General features: G+C 31.2%; 15 protein-coding genes and 2 tRNA genes. 12 read left to right on the top strand and 5 right to left on the bottom strand.

The features are described from left to right. Positions 1-56: 56 nt before the first annotated feature. From CEE44_04585 to CEE44_04575, 3 genes are all read left to right on the top strand, one after another. Complete coding sequence (locus tag CEE44_04585; GenBank protein ID TKJ17780.1) at positions 57-707, top strand: hypothetical protein; 651 nt, start codon at positions 57-59, stop codon at positions 705-707. Between the two features lie 52 nt (positions 708-759). After that, positions 760-845 (top strand) — tRNA-Leu (locus tag CEE44_04580). A gap of 92 nt (positions 846-937) precedes the next feature. After that, positions 938-1,372, top strand: coding sequence for a DNA mismatch repair protein MutT (locus CEE44_04575; GenBank protein TKJ17779.1), 435 nt, complete (start codon positions 938-940; stop codon positions 1,370-1,372). Between the two features lie 3 nt (positions 1,373-1,375). Here CEE44_04575 and CEE44_04570 read toward each other — a convergent pair whose 3' ends face one another. Next, complete coding sequence (locus tag CEE44_04570) at positions 1,376-1,906, bottom strand: adenylate cyclase (protein TKJ17778.1); 531 nt, start codon at positions 1,904-1,906, stop codon at positions 1,376-1,378. 82 nt (positions 1,907-1,988) lie between these two features. Here CEE44_04570 and CEE44_04565 point away from each other — a divergent pair, with 82 nt between their 5' ends. The 6 genes from CEE44_04565 (at position 1,989) to lysS (ending at position 8,293) form a co-directional block, all read left to right on the top strand. Beyond that, positions 1,989-2,177, top strand: coding sequence for a hypothetical protein (locus tag CEE44_04565; protein ID TKJ17777.1), 189 nt, complete (start codon positions 1,989-1,991; stop codon positions 2,175-2,177). Positions 2,178-2,211: 34 nt separating this feature from the next. Next, a complete protein-coding gene (locus CEE44_04560) occupies positions 2,212-2,925 on the top strand; it encodes a phosphoesterase (GenBank protein TKJ17776.1) in 714 nt (237 codons plus the stop codon). A 365-nt stretch (positions 2,926-3,290) separates the two neighbouring features. Further along, positions 3,291-3,378 (top strand) — tRNA-Lys (locus CEE44_04555). A gap of 45 nt (positions 3,379-3,423) precedes the next feature. Next, complete coding sequence (locus CEE44_04550) at positions 3,424-4,767, top strand: hypothetical protein (protein TKJ17775.1); 1,344 nt, start codon at positions 3,424-3,426, stop codon at positions 4,765-4,767. Beyond that, positions 4,752-6,668, top strand: coding sequence for a hypothetical protein (locus CEE44_04545; protein TKJ17774.1), 1,917 nt, complete (start codon positions 4,752-4,754; stop codon positions 6,666-6,668). The genes CEE44_04550 and CEE44_04545 overlap by 16 nt, the downstream gene beginning before the upstream one ends. 50 nt (positions 6,669-6,718) lie before the next feature. Beyond that, positions 6,719-8,293, top strand: a complete 1,575-nt coding sequence (gene lysS / locus CEE44_04540; GenBank protein ID TKJ17773.1) for a lysine--tRNA ligase — start codon at positions 6,719-6,721, stop codon at positions 8,291-8,293. Here the strand turns inward: lysS and CEE44_04535 are convergent. From CEE44_04535 to CEE44_04525, 3 genes are read right to left on the bottom strand one after another with little or no spacing between them, the layout of a single operon-like run. Beyond that, entirely contained in the window at positions 8,290-8,979 is a 690-nt protein-coding gene (locus CEE44_04535; protein ID TKJ17772.1) for an endonuclease, read from the bottom strand. The two genes, lysS and CEE44_04535, sit on opposite strands and share 4 nt — an antisense overlap. After that, positions 8,976-9,719, bottom strand: a complete 744-nt coding sequence (locus CEE44_04530) for a GTPase (protein TKJ17771.1) — start codon at positions 9,717-9,719, stop codon at positions 8,976-8,978. The genes CEE44_04535 and CEE44_04530 overlap by 4 nt, the downstream gene beginning before the upstream one ends. A gap of 40 nt (positions 9,720-9,759) precedes the next feature. Continuing rightward, positions 9,760-10,224 carry a hypothetical protein gene (locus tag CEE44_04525; GenBank protein TKJ17770.1) on the bottom strand — a complete coding sequence of 155 codons (465 nt, stop codon included), beginning with the start codon at positions 10,222-10,224 and terminating at the stop codon, positions 9,760-9,762. A 24-nt stretch (positions 10,225-10,248) separates the two neighbouring features. Between CEE44_04525 and CEE44_04520 the strand changes: the two genes are divergently transcribed. The 3 genes from CEE44_04520 to manB are packed head-to-tail and all read left to right on the top strand — an operon-like array spanning position 10,249 to position 13,638. Beyond that, on the top strand, positions 10,249-11,577 hold the full coding sequence (locus CEE44_04520; protein TKJ17769.1) for a 2-methylthioadenine synthetase: 1,329 nt from the start codon (positions 10,249-10,251) through the stop codon (positions 11,575-11,577). Between the two features lie 45 nt (positions 11,578-11,622). Next, positions 11,623-12,312 (top strand): nucleotidyltransferase, encoded by a 690-nt coding sequence (locus CEE44_04515; protein TKJ17768.1) that lies wholly within the window; start codon positions 11,623-11,625, stop codon positions 12,310-12,312. A gap of 9 nt (positions 12,313-12,321) precedes the next feature. Then, positions 12,322-13,638, top strand: coding sequence for a phosphomannomutase/phosphoglucomutase (gene manB / locus CEE44_04510; GenBank protein TKJ17767.1), 1,317 nt, complete (start codon positions 12,322-12,324; stop codon positions 13,636-13,638). Here manB and CEE44_04505 read toward each other — a convergent pair whose 3' ends face one another. Continuing rightward, positions 13,639-14,820 (bottom strand): hypothetical protein, encoded by a 1,182-nt coding sequence (locus tag CEE44_04505; GenBank protein TKJ17766.1) that lies wholly within the window; start codon positions 14,818-14,820, stop codon positions 13,639-13,641. It lies immediately after the preceding gene. Positions 14,821-14,876 lie beyond the last annotated feature (56 nt).

Here is a 14,876-nt window from a genome sequence, read left to right as displayed (position 1 = left end):
AATTTGTTGTTTTTGATACAGAAAGATTTATATATTTCTTTTGAAATGTTTTTTAGATGGAAGAAGGAAGTCATCATGAAGGGGAAATTGTAATTAAGATAACTCCTAGAAATCTTGAAAGGCTTATTTATATTTTAATAATAATAGGGTTGGTTATATTTTCTGTTGTTAAATTAAAAGTAGGAGAGTGTCCTGAAGTAGAAGAATGTGGTGCTGTTGATACAACTCCAACTGAAGAGGTTACTCCTCCTGATGATACAACTGCAACTACTACTGTTACTACAACAACTACTGATGATGATACAACTCCATCTCTTTCTGGAGAGGTTGAATTTTTACTAACAGACGTTAAGTTATGTGTAGAAGATGAGGATAATGATCAAGGAATGTTTGATAGTGTGAGTATATATATAAAAAATGGTTATAAAAGAACGTTTGAAGGAGAAATACAATTTTATCTTTGGGAAGGGAGAATTTTAGATGAGATTGAAGATAAGTCAGCATTTATTGATAATATAAAGATTCTGTCTGGTGCTCCTTTGAGTACTACATTTACTGTTGATAGTGGCAGGTTCTCAAACAAAGGTCGTTTTGTTGGAATTGATAATTCTAAAAAGGTTAAAGCTGTTCTTATAGATGCTGGTACAAATACAGAGATTAAGGAAATAACATTTCCTGATGATTTAGAAGCAACTGTTGAATGTTAAACTTTTTCTTTAGTTAAATTTATAAATAAATGAGGATAATTTATGAATATATGTGAGGGTAACAAAGTCTGGTCAAATGTGCAGGACTTAAGATCCTGTGGCTTAGTGCCTTCGGGGGTTCGAATCCCCTCCCTCACATTATTATAATTTAATGTGTTTTAAATTCTCTAGGTGATTTGATGGCACTCTTAACGTAAATTTTATATATAAATGTGATTTCTTAAATTTTAATGAGAAAAGGAATTGATTATATTGGGGTTGGTACAGGAGCACTAATATTTAATGAAGATGGAAAAGTATTCTTAGCTAAACGCGGTCCAAAATCGAGAAATGAAGCAGGAAAATGGGACTTCCCGGGTGGTTCTGTAGATTTTGGTGAAAAATGTGAAGAAGCCATCAAAAGAGAAATAAAAGAAGAGTTTGGTTTTGATATAGATATTTTAGAATTATTAGAAGTTGTGGATCATATAATACAAGAAGAAGGTCAACATTGGGTATCACCTGCCTTTATTGCAAAATATAAATCTGGAACTCCAAAAATATTGGAACCAGGCAAATGTAGTGATATTAAATGGGTTGATATAGAAAGTATTGATAAAGATTCTTTGACTTCCTCAAGTAGGGAAAACTTAATAACATATTTGCAAAGAATGAATTCTAAATAAAAACTAAAATTTTAGTTCTTTGAAATCATCAATATTTATTCCATATTTTTCATAGACTTTTTGAACTCCTATAGAAGTAGTCTGGTTCATGTCAAAACCCAGTAATTTTACTGTTTTTTCTATTTCTTCAGTAGATTTAGCTTCAATCTCTAGATATGATGGAATTTTAGGCCAGAAATCAATTTCAATTTCTACATTACCTAATTTGTAACTGATTCTCTTGTTTTCCTGATACGCTTTAGGAAGAAATCCTAATTTATTAAGTAAAAGGTTGGTTTTTTCAAAGTTGTTGACTTCTATTTCTGTTTCTTTTGTACCATCAATACCATCATGTTGTATTTGTTTTAGAGTTAGTGTTACTTTATCTCCTTGATCCCTTAATCTAATCCATGTATGTTTATGAGTGGAAACTACATCATAGACATATCTTTTCATACTTCTTTCTAGATGTTTTTTAGCTCCTACTTCTTCTAGCTTGTTTTTTATTTGTTCAACATCTATATCTAGGATTTTGACTTCAAACTCTGTTTCCATGTTTTGAGAGTATCTGAAGAAATACATAAACTTATCGTTTTGAAAGAGTAAGGTTTTTATAGTACTGTTGGAATAGGTATATATGAAAGAAAAAGATCATCGGAATTATTTAGCAAAGGTTGTTGATACTAATAAGGATGGTAAACCTGTTGTTCAATTGTTTACCTTAAAGTTAGAAGGTAGTTCTTTTGATTATGAAGAGTGTGATATTGAGAGGATGGATTGGGATGTTGCAAAAAAAATATACAGTGTAATTGGATTTATAAAATAATTAGTTTTAAAAAGTCCTGTTTAATACTTGTTCTATGGAAATTTTAAAAGATACTGAAATAATAGATTTGGCTTTATATCTAAAAAAAGAGAAGATTTTGGTAATATCAGACACTCATATTGGTTATGAAGAGGCTCTTAACAAACAAGGAGTGTTTGTTCCAAGAATAAGTTTTAAAGAAGTTGTGTTGAAATTAGAGAAAATATTAAGCAAAACAGGTAAATTAGATAGAATAATTGTTAATGGTGATATAAAGCATGAGTTTGGTAAGATTTCTGAAACAGAGTGGAGGCATACTTTAAGGTTGTTGGATTTTTTATCCAATCATTGTAAAGAGGTTATCTTAGTAAAAGGAAATCATGACACTATTTTAGGTCCGATTGCAAATAAAAGAAAAGTAAAGGTAACAAATTATGTTAAAGTAAATGATATTTTGCTTATTCATGGTGATGTTTTAGTAAAAAAGGAATTATTAAAAAGTGTTAAAACAATAATAATTGGTCATGAGCATCCTGCTGTAACTATCAGAGATGCTGCAAGAGCTGAAAAGTATAAGTGTTTTTTAAAAGGAAGGTATTTGAGAAGGAATTTAATTGTTATGCCTTCTTTTAACTTGCTTGTTTATGGTTTGGATGTAACATCTGTAAAAAAGTTTTCTCCTTTTTTGAAACAAAAGCTAGATAATTTTGAGGTTTATGTTATAGGTGATAAAGTTTATAATTTTGGGAAGTTGAAAAAGTTATCATAAGATTTATATATTTCTATATGTTGTGTTAATAATATGTATGATAAATGCGAAGCGTGTGGGAAATGGATAAAAGGCGCGAGCGATTGCAAATTAACTTCACATGACGGAGACACAATACATACATTTTGCAAAGAATGTTATGAAACAAGATCAAAAGAAAAGCAATAACAACTGAATTATGACAAATCCAAAATGCACTTTATGTAATTCTGAAATGGAACAGGTAGATAAAAAAAGAGTAGTTGGTACTGAATATTTGATATGGAGATGCAGTAAATGCAAACGTAATGTTGCTAAATCAAGTTAGAGGTAAAAAATAATTTAGTTAGTTTTATAAATAATCTATCTCTTTTTCTTTAGATTACGGGCTCATAGCTCAGCCTGGTTAGAGCGATCGCCTCTTAATCTAGAAAAGAAAGCGATAGGTCGGGGGTTCGAATCCCCTTGGGCCCATTTCAAAAAGTAAAGTTTATATATGAAAGAGTAAATTATATGATTATGCTTAATAAAAGAGGCCAAGTAACTATTTTTATAATAATTGGGATTATTATTATCGCATCTTTAATCTTTTTTTCTATGCAAACAGACTTAACAATGAGAGGGGATGTTTGGATAGAAGAAACTTCAAAAATACCTGCTGATGTTATTCCAATAAAAAATTATGTTGATAACTGTATCAAGGATATTGTTGAAGATGAAGTTATATGGCTGAGTTTACAAGGTGGTTATTATAATGTAGTTGATGGTTATGATTATGAATTTATTGAAATTCCTTTTTATTTTTATTTAGGAGAATCAAAGTTTCCTTCGAAGAGTGTAATTGAAAGAGAATTTTCTAAGTATATGGAAGATAAATTGCCAGAATGTATTAATGATTTTGAATCTTTTAGGGAAATTGGATATGAGATTAATGCAGGCAGTATTTCTGTTGATACTTCTTTGGGTAAAATGCTTAATATGAAGGTTAAGTATCCTATTTCTGTTAAAAAACAGGAATCAAAAACAGATATAAAGAGTTTTTATTTGGATTATAATTTTAATTTTGATAAATTGTATAATATTCTTTCAGATTTTGCTGTAGAACACCAAAAAAATCCTGATTTTGTTCCTATTGGTCATTTATCATTAGCTGCTTATAATAATGGCTTTACTTATGATTTAATTTATGGTGATAATAATTCTGTTGTTTATTCTTTGATTTTTAATGATTTATTAGATGATGAGAAAACTTTATTATTTAATTTTGCAGCCCAATATGGTTGGTATGAATTACAAGCAGTGGCTGAAGATATTCAACTAAAATCAATACCACCTCAACAGGCTTTCCCTGATTATGAATTTGTTTATCAGGTCGTTTCATTAAATGCTACTAATCTTAAATTTAGTGATTTTTCTGGTTTGTTTGATATTGATGAAAATACTGGTGTAATTAGATTTACTCCAAATATAGAAGATAGAGGAACACATTCTGTTATGATTAAAGCAGAGGATGATAATGGAAATGAAGGTAGTGTTGTGTTTGAGTTAGAGGTTGTTACTGAAAATAATCCACCTGTAATTGAAGATCTTCAAGATCTTCATTTTTATGTTGGGGATGACGTTTCTTCAGCTTTGGTTAGAGCACCTGTACATGCAACAGATCCTGATGGAGATGCTATTTGGTTTGCTGTAGAAACTTCTTTGCCTAATTTTAATATTAATCCTTCAACTGGTGATATGAGTTTTGCACCAGAACCTGGTCAAGAAGGAAGATATACTGTAACTGTCTTAGTATTTGATGTAAATACAGAATCTGATAGTGATTCATTTATCGTAGAAGTTGAAAAATGGGAAAGACCATAGGTAAGATGAATAAATCAAAAATCTTAGTAATTAGTGTTGTTTTTTTAGTTATGTTTTCTTTTGTTGTTATTTCTGATGATGAACAAAAACCTTATAATGAAATGAGTAGAGGTGAACAAGAAGAATTTTTAATAGAACTGTTTGGAGAAGGAACAACAGTTACTCCAGATGATGTTTCTATTGATCCATACACAGGTACGGTTTTTATTAATACAGGTTATGCTGTATTAACTGATATTGGTTTTCCTGTTGTGTTGAACGGAGGTACTGTATTTGTTTCTTCTTCTGATCAAGAGCCTTATACTGGAACAATAGAGATTCAAGATGGTGGAACGATTTGGGGAGCAAATGGTAGGTTTAATTTTGGTAAAGGTGGTAGTGTTGATGTTGTTAATGGGGTTATTCAGTTTCAAAATGTTGATCTTAAAGAAGGTACTGAATTCAATCATCCAACTATTGAACATGGACATGTTATGATTCATGGTGAAAGGATTAGCTATGATAGTGAAACTGGACAAATAACTAGTAAAAATCTTAAGATATTTGATATTGAGATTAATTCTGAGTTTGATAATCTACCTTTTGTTTATGATATTGCAACTAATAAAGTAACTGTTGTTGACAATGGATGGGTTAGTATAATGCATAGAAGTATTGTAGATAATGAAATTGTTAATAAAGAAATGATATTGTTAGATGGGGCTGTTAGTTTTGGTGATAATTATTATCTTAATAGTCTTACTCTAGATGGCGGTTCTGTTTTGACTATGGTTATTAAAAATGAGGAAGAAGAAAGAGATGAAAGTAGTCAGGTAACTATCGGTGTATCTAAGGATACTTGTATTGGTGTAGCAGCTGCAGCACCAGGTTGTGTAAATGATGGAAATAGTATAATACTAATGGAATCAGAAACTAGAACTTATCCTTATCCTTTTACTTCTGATTTATTTATTGATACTGCAAATGATGAAAAAGAGGATAATAAAATTGATATAGAGTTTTGGAATGTTGGACCTGGGCCAGATGATATTAATAATATTTTTGTAAATGAAATTGAAGGGGGTTCTAGAGTGGATATGGAAGTTGTTACATTTGAGCGTTTAGCTGATGGAAGAACAGAATCTCCTGCTTCTAGTGTAGTAAGGTTTGTTTTTAGTGAAGATAGTGTAATTTCACAAAGTGATTTAAGTGGGATGAGAACAAATATTATGTATGTTGATGGAAGGTGGGAAGGAGAGGGTGTTCCATGGATGATTTATAATGGAAAAGAGTTGACAGGAGATGAAGTTGGGGCAACAGCTAGGGACGTAGCTGGTGATTTTTATGATTTTAATGGTAGGTTGAGTGATTATTTAGATTTGATGCCTCCCCCTCCTGAATTCCAAGACATTGTTGGGGATGTTGATGTTTCAGAAGTTGTTAAAGAATTTGCTAGTAATGCTTTAGAAATGGGTGTTGTAAGTAATCATTTTGGAGAAGAAGTGCATCATTTTGGTGTTGAAGTAAATGGAGAAGAAATAGGTATGCCAAGAGGAGTAATTAAAGGATCTTTTACTGATAGTAATGGTAATGGACAATACGATCAAGGAGAAAAAATGGATATACATGCTGATTATATAATGGGTGATCCAAATGGTGGTGGTGCACTATATAGAAATGAGTTTGTTTCAGTAGATGAGGGATTTAGTTATAGTACAGAATATGATGTGTTAGTTAATCAAGATGGTAGAACAGGAATTAGTACATTTCCAAAAGCATCATCAACAATGGATACACCAAATATCATAAAAGAAAGAATATTAGGACTATTAGCAAATCCTGACTTAACTAGACCTTTAACTCAAGAAGAATTAAAAGACATGAATATGGGAACAACTATAATTAGAAATCCTACACCTTAATGATTCAAGATAGGGAAATCTTTATATAACTCCTTTCTTTTGTTTTTAGAATGACTGAAGAATCAGAAGGAACTCATTGGGCTGATCAGACAGCAGATTCTATTATTGAGAAAAGGGGGAATAAAAAAGAGTATGTTGTTGCTACTGGTGCAACTCCAAGCGGTATTCTACATGTCGGTAATTTTAGAGAGTTTATTATGGGAGATTTTATTGCAAAAGCTCTGAGACATAAAGGGAAAAAGGCTATTCACTGCCATTATTGGGATGATTATGATGTTTTTAGAAAGGTTCCTGTAAATATGCCAAAACAGGGTGTTTTAAAAAAGTGTTTAAGAAAACCTTTAGTAGATGTTCCTGATGTTATTGACGGAAAACATAAGAATTATACAACTCATTTTGAGGAAGATTTTGAACATTATTTGCCAATTGTTGGGTTAAGTCCTGAAATTATTAGAAACAGCGAGCAATATCAGAAGTGCGTTTTAGCTGACCAAATAAAAACAGCTTTGGAGAAGACAGATAAGATAAAAGAATTTCTTAATGAATATAGAAAAGAAGATTTAGCAGAAGAATGGCTACCTATTTCTGTTTATGATGAAAAGACTCATTTTGAGGCTACAGAAACAAGGTATCCTGGTGGATATGAGATTGAATATAAAGATAATGATGGAAATTGGCAGAAATTTGATTTTAGAAAAAAGGGTTTTATAAAACTAAAGTATCGTATTCAGGTTCCTGCTTTTTGGCAGTATAAGGGTGTTGATTTTGAGAGTGCTGGTAAAGACCATTATGCTTCTGGAGGTGTTTTTGATATTGCACCAAAGCTTGCAAAAGAGGTTTATGGTATTAAGCCAGCATTAGGTTATGGTTTTGGCTGGATAAGCATTAAAGGAGGAGGCCAATTTTCAAGTTCAGGGGGAGTGGTTGTTACTTTAAAAGATGTTTTAGATGTTTATGAGCCGTCAATGGTTAGGTGGTTTTTTGCTGGTTCCAGGCCTTTATCAGAATTTGCAATATCATTTGATTTAGATGTTTTAAAGTATTATGAAGATTTTGATAGATGCGAGAGAATCTATTATAAAAAAGAGGAAGCTAAAGATAAGAGGGAATTTGAAAAGCAGAAAAGGATTTATGAGTTAAGTGCTGTAGAACTTTCTAAGAAAATGCCTTTCCAACCTTTATTCAGGCATCTAACAACAATGTATCAGCTTTATCAAGGAAATTTTGATAAAATAAAAGAGTATTATGATTTAAAGAACAAAGAGGATGAGGAAAGGCTTAAGTTAAGAACTAAATGCGTTGGTAATTGGTTAGAAAAGCACGCTCCTGATGATATGAAGTTTGAAGTACAAGAAGAAGTTTCTTCTGAAGTTAAAAAATCTCTAAGTTCTGAACAGAAAAAGGCTTTAGGGATTTTAAAAGATAGGCTTAGTAGTAAAAAGTATGATGAAAATTCACTTTATGAAGATTTTATGAACATATGTAATGAAGCTGGAACAAAACCTTTAGAATTTTTTAGAGGAGCATATAGAGTTTTGTTAAATAAAGAAAAAGGTCCTAAATTAGCTGGATTTATTATGCTGCTAGGTGTTAAAAGAGTTATTAAGTTGTTAGAAGAGGTTTAGTTTTTACAGATTTTCTTTAGAGAGCATAAATCACATTTTGGTTTTTTATTACAAGCTTTTTTTGCGTGTTGAACAATTAGGGCATGATACTCATTAAAGAGTTTTGCATCACTTGGCAGATGATCCATGAATAGTTTTTGGATATCTTCATAAGTATCTTCTGATTTTACTAAGCCTAAATTTGTAAAAATTCTTTTTGTGTAGGCGTCTACAACAAAAATTGGTTTGTTTAGAGCATATAATAAGATTGAATCTGCTGTTTCAGGTCCGATTCCATTAACATTAAGGAGAAGTTGTCTTGCGTTGTCTAAATCTGTTTTTTCTAACTTAGAAATTGGATATTTTTTTAGAAATTTTGAGACATTCTTTAGTTTTTTTGCTTTTTGATTAAAGTATCCTGCTGATTTAATTGTTTTTGCTAGTTTTTCGTGTTCAATCTCTAGAATCTTATCTATGTTAATTAAGTTTTTTTCATTTAGATTAATAATTGCTTTTTCTACGTTTTTCCAAGAGGTGTTTTGAGTTAGAATTGCTCCAAAAATAATCTCTAGTTTTTGTTTGTCTGTTCTTGCTCTTAATCCATAGATAGGCTCTAGTTTACCTTGGCAACTTCCTGAAGGAGTTACTGGCCACCAACCCTGATAGCTGTATTCTTCTAATAATGTATTGTATATTTTTAGAATCATTTCTTTATTTTGCCTGACTGCCAGTCTCTTAATATTTTCCTTGAGGTTCTTTCTACATCAGGCAGATTTCCTTTTATCTTAAAATTCAGTTTTAATGCTAGTTTTTCTATTGTTTTTTCTATGTTTCTTTCTGGTACTACATCATAGTATGATTCTATGAGTTTTGGATTTTTTATTATTAGTTTTATAACTGCTAAATCAGGATCTTTTATTGTTGTTGGGTTTTTTGCTCCAACTAGTACTAAATCTAGGTCTTTGTTTTTGTCTCTTGGAATAACTCCAGGTGTATCAATCATCATCATGTCTTTACTTATTCTTAGAAGCTGCTTTCCTTTTGTGTATCCTGCTTCTGATGATGTTCTTGCTGAATGTTTTCCTTTTAATGCGTTTATTAGAGAACTTTTTCCAACATTAGGATAACCAATTACACCGATTATTGGTTCTTTTATTTTTTTTTGTTTGGCCAGCAGTGTTATTTTTTGTTTTAATAATGTAGTTCCTAGATGTTTTGTCGCAGAAATAAAAACACAGTTTTCTAGGTCTTTTTTTATTTTATCGAGGTGTTTTTTATTTACAAAATCGCATTTGTTTATTACATGAATCAGTTTCTTATTCCTATTCTTAATCTTATATTCAAGTTCTTTGTTTCTTGTTTCGTCTATGAATCTTGCATCTAATACTTCCAGAACTATATCTGATTTTTCAATAACTTTGTGAACAACCCATCCGAAGCGCGACATAATTGAAGAAATAGTTTCTTTTATTTAAAAGATTATTGATTTATTTGAATAGGTCTCCTTGATACTTGTTTCTTATTATTAGTTTGTCTAGTTTTTCTATTTGTTGTCTACATTGATTAGATCTATTTCTGGCATTTTCTATTGGTTTTCCATTAATTGTTGTTTCTAAATCTTTTTGTTGTAATCTATATGCAACACTTTCAGAATACATCAGGGATGCTATTAATGCTTCTTTTTCTTTAATTTCGTGGATGGCCTCAACATTTTTCTCACCATTAAATGTATTTGATGTTGCATCATATGTAGCTAGTTTTAATCTTATTTTGCCTGATTCAAGCCTGACTGTATAATGTGCTTCAAAGAAATCTCCGTGTATACTCTTTAAATTGTTTTTTCCGTTTTGTGCTATGACTATATCTACTGATGTGTATCCTTTTCTTTGTACTTCCTGGACAAATTCATCAATTGTTTGAGGTTTGTGTAATAAAATATACAAAATTGTCATTTCTAATTTGAGAAAAACAAAGAATTGCTTATAAATTTAACGAATACCTTTTTAAATGGGTGTTTGTTTTTTATTAATGTGGTAAAAGTATATTTTGATACGTCAGGATGTTCAATAAACTTTTCAGAATCAGAGATAATGAAGGGTTTATTGGCTGAACACGAGTTTGAGATAGTTAATAGTCCTGAAGATGCTTTTGTTATTATTATCAACATATGCACTGTAAAAAATAATACTAATGCTTTAAAGAAAATAAGGAAATTGAGTGAATTAAAAAATAAGAAATTTATTGTTGCTGGGTGTATAACTAAAAGTATTATTCCTGAGATAAGAGAGATAGTTCCAGAAGCTAGTCTGATTTCTACTCATAATATCAAGGAGATTGTTTCTGTTATAGAAGAGACAATAAATGATAATGTTGTAGAGATTTTGGGAAAATCATCTGATAATAAAATAAATCTTCCTAGAGTTAGGAAGAATAAGATTGTTGGGATAATTCCTATATCTTCTGGTTGTTTGGGGTATTGTTCTTATTGTTCTGTTAAATTAATCAAAGGTGATTTGAAGTCTTATCCAATTGAGATGATAATCAAAGAGATTAATACTGCTTTAAATGACGGATGCAAAGAGATTTGGTTAACATCTCAGGATACAGGAGCTTATGGAAAGGATATTAATTCAAGTTTGGTTGAATTATTAAAAGAGATTGTTAAGATTGATAGGGGTTTTATGATTCGTGTTGGAATGATGAATCCTGATCATGTTATTAGGATGTTAGATGATCTTATTGAGGTTTATAAAAATCCAAAAATATTCAAGTTTATTCATATCCCTGTTCAGTCTGGGAATAATGAGATTCTGCAGTTAATGAAAAGAAAGTATTTTGTTGGGGATTTCAAGAAAATTGTTAACAGATTTAGGGAGAGTTTTGAGCATATTACTATCTCAACTGATATTATTGTTGGTTTTCCTACAGAGACAAAAGAGCAGTTTCAGGATTCTTTGAATTTGGTTGAAGAGATAAAGCCGGATGTTATTAATATTTCAAGATTCAATCCTCGGCCTGGAACAGATGCTGCTAAAATGGAGCAATTATCTGGAGAAGATATTAAAAACAGAAGCAGATTATTGACAAGTGTGTTTGACTGGGTTGGTTTTAGTGTAAATAAGAAATGGTCAAAATGGGGGGGTAGTGTGTTGATTGATGAAAAGGGCAAGAAAGGTACTTTTATGGGAAGAAATTTTGCATATAAACCGATTGTTATAGAAGGTGAATTTAAATTAGGTAATAAAGTCAGGGTTCAAATTATTGATATTACAAAGCACTATTTGGTTGGTGAAGTATTGGATTGATTATTTCACAAACTTTAAAAAGGGTGGTGTGAGTGAAGGGTATATATGAAGGCAATAATATTAGCAGGGGGATTAGGAGAAAGATTAAGACCTTTAACAGATAATATTCCGAAGCCTTTGCTTTCAGTAAAAGGAAAACCAATTGTTCAGCATGCTATTGAAAATTTCAAAAAGCACGGAATAAAGAATATTGTTTTGTCTGTTGGTTATAGAGCTGATAAGATAAAAGAGTATTTTGGTGATGGAAGCAAGTTTGGGGTAAAGATATCTTATTGTGTAGAAGATGATCCTTTAGGTACTGGCGGTGCTATAAAAAAGGCCTCTAAAAATATTAAGAAGACATTTATTGCTATTAATGGTGATAATATTGCTGATTTTGACTGGACAGCTATTCTGAAAGCTCATAAGAAGAAAGAGGCAAGAATAACTATGACCTTGTATCCTGTTGAAGATGTTACCAGGTATGGGATTGCAGAGCTTGATGATAGCAGGATAATAAATTTCATAGAAAAACCAACTAAGGAAGAAGCGCCTTCTAATCTTAATAATGCCGGTGGTTATGTAATGGAGCCAGAATCATTAGAAATTTTGCCTTCTGGAAAATCTTCTATTGAGCGTGATTGTTTTGAGAAATTTTGCGGAAAGTACGGCAGTGTTTATGCTTTTTCACATCAAGGATATTGGTTTCCAACAGATGATATAGAAAAATATAAAAAAGCTGAAAAAGAACTTTAATAAAAGAGGATGTTAAAGGATATTTTTAAGGCATATGACATAAGAGGTGTCTATGGCAAGGATCTTACAGAGGATGTTGCTTATAAGATAGGCAGAGGGTTGGTTGAGTTTATTGGAAAGCCCAAGATTGTTGTTGGAAGAGATATGCGTTCGAGTTCTAATCCTTTATTTGATTCGGTTGCTAAAGGAATTAATGAGCAGGGCGGAGATGTTATTGATATTGGTTTATGTTCTACACCAATGTTTTATTTTGCTGTGAATTTTCTTAAGGCAGATGGCGGAGTCATGGTAACTGCTTCTCATAATCCTAGTGAGTATAATGGATTTAAGTTTACTAAAGAGAAAGCTATTCCATTAACATATAATGAAGGAATTGGTCAGATTGAGATGGCTGTAATTTCTAATGAGTTTGAAAATCCACTGCGTTTTGGCGAGATAATTGAGAGAGATATTATGAAAGAGTATATTCATTTTATATTAAATGTAGTGCAAGAAATGCCTAAACTAAAAATTGTTGTGGATACAAGCAATGGAATGGGTGGATTAACTGTTCCAAAGGTTTTTGAGAATTTAGATGTAGATATTGTTTATGTTAATAAAGAATTAGATGGGAATTTTCCAAATCATGAAGCAAATCCTTTAAAGCACGAGATGTATAAACAACTTGTAAAAGCTGTTAAAAAGAATAAGGCAGATTTTGGTGCTATGTTTGATGGTGATGGTGATAGAATTGGTTTTGTTGATGCAAAAGGTCATGTGATTGGTGGTGATATAATAACTGCTTTGATATCAAAAACATTTAATCATGAGAGTATTCTTTATGATTTAAGATCAACATGGGCTGTTAAAGAGGCTATTGCTGAGAACAGGAATAAGCCTGTCATACATAGAGTTGGTCATTCTTTTATCAAAGGGAGTATGAGACAGGATAATATTGCTTTTGGTGGTGAATTGTCTGGTCATTATTATTACAGAGATCATTTTTTTACTGAAAGCACTATTTTTACTCTGGTTAAGATTGCACAGTTAATTGAAAGAGAACATATGCCTTTGTCTGAATTAGTTAAGCCATTGCAAAGGTATTTTCAGAGCGGTGAAATAAATTCAGAGGTTAGTGATAAAAAGGCAAAAATGGAAGAGCTTGAGAAAAAGTATAGAGATGGCAAGATATCTAAGTTAGATGGTGTGATGGTTGAGTTTGATGATTGGTGGTTTAATGTTAGACCGTCAAATACAGAACCTTTGTTAAGGCTTAATTTAGAGGCTAAAACAAAAAGATTGATGAAGAAGAAGACAAAAGAAGTTCTTAAAATTATAAGAAAGTAATTATTTCTTTTTGCTAATTATGAATAATCCTATTAGAATTACTAAGTTTATGATTAGTATTATTGTTGCTGTTAGGAAAGCTGTTTCTAGACTCCAGAAATCGACTATCCAGCCAAAAAAAGGTGCCAGGACTGTTGACATCATCTGGGTTACAACAAACCCTAGTGATAAAACAGTAGATCTGTGATGAGAATCGATGTGTTTATTCATATAGTCTGATATAACTGGTTCAAATATTCCTGAATTAAAAGATAATAGTATTGGGAATATTGCTCCCAGGATTATTAATTCTTTTGATATTCCAAAAAAGGAGATAATCATGATTAAAAGTATGATTAATAGTATCTTTTTTTCTCCTAAGTATTTTTCTATTTTATGAGCTGATTTAGAGCCAAATGCTGCTGCCAGATTCATTAAGAGATATATCCATCCAAAATATACTAGATTTATTTTTATTTGATTGAAATAGGGCTGGTAAAACATGTAGCAGATAAAACCCATTGAGAAAATTATTGAGGAGTAGAGTATGAATAATCTTACTTTTGGGTGTTTTATTGCAAATTGTGCAGCTTGTTTTAAATGTGTTAAGTAATGTGTGTCTGCGTGTTTGTATTTTTTTGTTTCTGTTAGTGTAAATGAAACCAGTAAAGCTATAAATGCTGTAATTGTGGTTGCCCAATAAGGAAACCTTAGGCTTTTGACAGCCATATATCCTCCGATTAGAGCTGAAATTCCCCACATTAGATAGTTTATGCTAATTACATTTCCATAAAGTTTTTTGAATTTTTTTTCTCTTTTTAATTCCCTTAGATTATCATAGAAAAAAGCTGTTCCACTTGCTACCCACATTGAAGCGGATAAGGCTGCTGCTATTTCTGCCAGTAAAAATTGTTTGAAATTATGGCTCATTGCAAACAAGACCCATGTAAGTATGTAGATGATTGTGCTTGCTACTAAAACTTTTTTTCTTCCAATATAATCTGCTATGATTCCAAATAATATTACTGTTACCATGCTTATTGCTGTGTAAATTGATTGTAGAATCATGACTTGTGTCATGCTTAATCCATTATCCTGGTAGTATAGAACAAAGATTGGCATTGCGAAGAAGATGCTGGCAAATATTCTGTATAAATAGAATTTCCATATGTTTGCTTCTAGTTTTTTTCTTCTTGTTTTCATGTTTTCTTAGGATTTTGGTGTTTATTTAAGGCTTTCGAAAGATGTTTAGGATTCTG

Source organism: Candidatus Woesearchaeota archaeon B3_Woes (assembly GCA_005222965.1).
GTDB lineage: Archaea > Nanobdellota > Nanobdellia > Woesearchaeales > B3-WOES > B3-WOES.
Note: the sequence above shows the minus strand (reverse complement) of the source record. Positions and strands in the feature narration are given on the sequence as shown.

Coding starts and splice junctions, on each gene's coding strand:
- CEE44_04585 (TKJ17780.1), top strand. CDS start 57: ATGGAAGAAGGAAGTCATCATGAAGGGGAAATTGTAATTAAGATAACT.
- CEE44_04575 (TKJ17779.1), top strand. CDS start 938: ATGAGAAAAGGAATTGATTATATTGGGGTTGGTACAGGAGCACTAATA.
- CEE44_04570 (TKJ17778.1), bottom strand. CDS start 1,906: ATGGAAACAGAGTTTGAAGTCAAAATCCTAGATATAGATGTTGAACAA.
- CEE44_04565 (TKJ17777.1), top strand. CDS start 1,989: ATGAAAGAAAAAGATCATCGGAATTATTTAGCAAAGGTTGTTGATACT.
- CEE44_04560 (TKJ17776.1), top strand. CDS start 2,212: ATGGAAATTTTAAAAGATACTGAAATAATAGATTTGGCTTTATATCTA.
- CEE44_04550 (TKJ17775.1), top strand. CDS start 3,424: ATGCTTAATAAAAGAGGCCAAGTAACTATTTTTATAATAATTGGGATT.
- CEE44_04545 (TKJ17774.1), top strand. CDS start 4,752: ATGGGAAAGACCATAGGTAAGATGAATAAATCAAAAATCTTAGTAATT.
- lysS (TKJ17773.1), top strand. CDS start 6,719: ATGACTGAAGAATCAGAAGGAACTCATTGGGCTGATCAGACAGCAGAT.
- CEE44_04535 (TKJ17772.1), bottom strand. CDS start 8,979: ATGATTCTAAAAATATACAATACATTATTAGAAGAATACAGCTATCAG.
- CEE44_04530 (TKJ17771.1), bottom strand. CDS start 9,719: ATGTCGCGCTTCGGATGGGTTGTTCACAAAGTTATTGAAAAATCAGAT.
- CEE44_04525 (TKJ17770.1), bottom strand. CDS start 10,224: ATGACAATTTTGTATATTTTATTACACAAACCTCAAACAATTGATGAA.
- CEE44_04515 (TKJ17768.1), top strand. CDS start 11,623: ATGAAGGCAATAATATTAGCAGGGGGATTAGGAGAAAGATTAAGACCT.
- manB (TKJ17767.1), top strand. CDS start 12,322: ATGTTAAAGGATATTTTTAAGGCATATGACATAAGAGGTGTCTATGGC.
- CEE44_04505 (TKJ17766.1), bottom strand. CDS start 14,820: ATGAAAACAAGAAGAAAAAAACTAGAAGCAAACATATGGAAATTCTAT.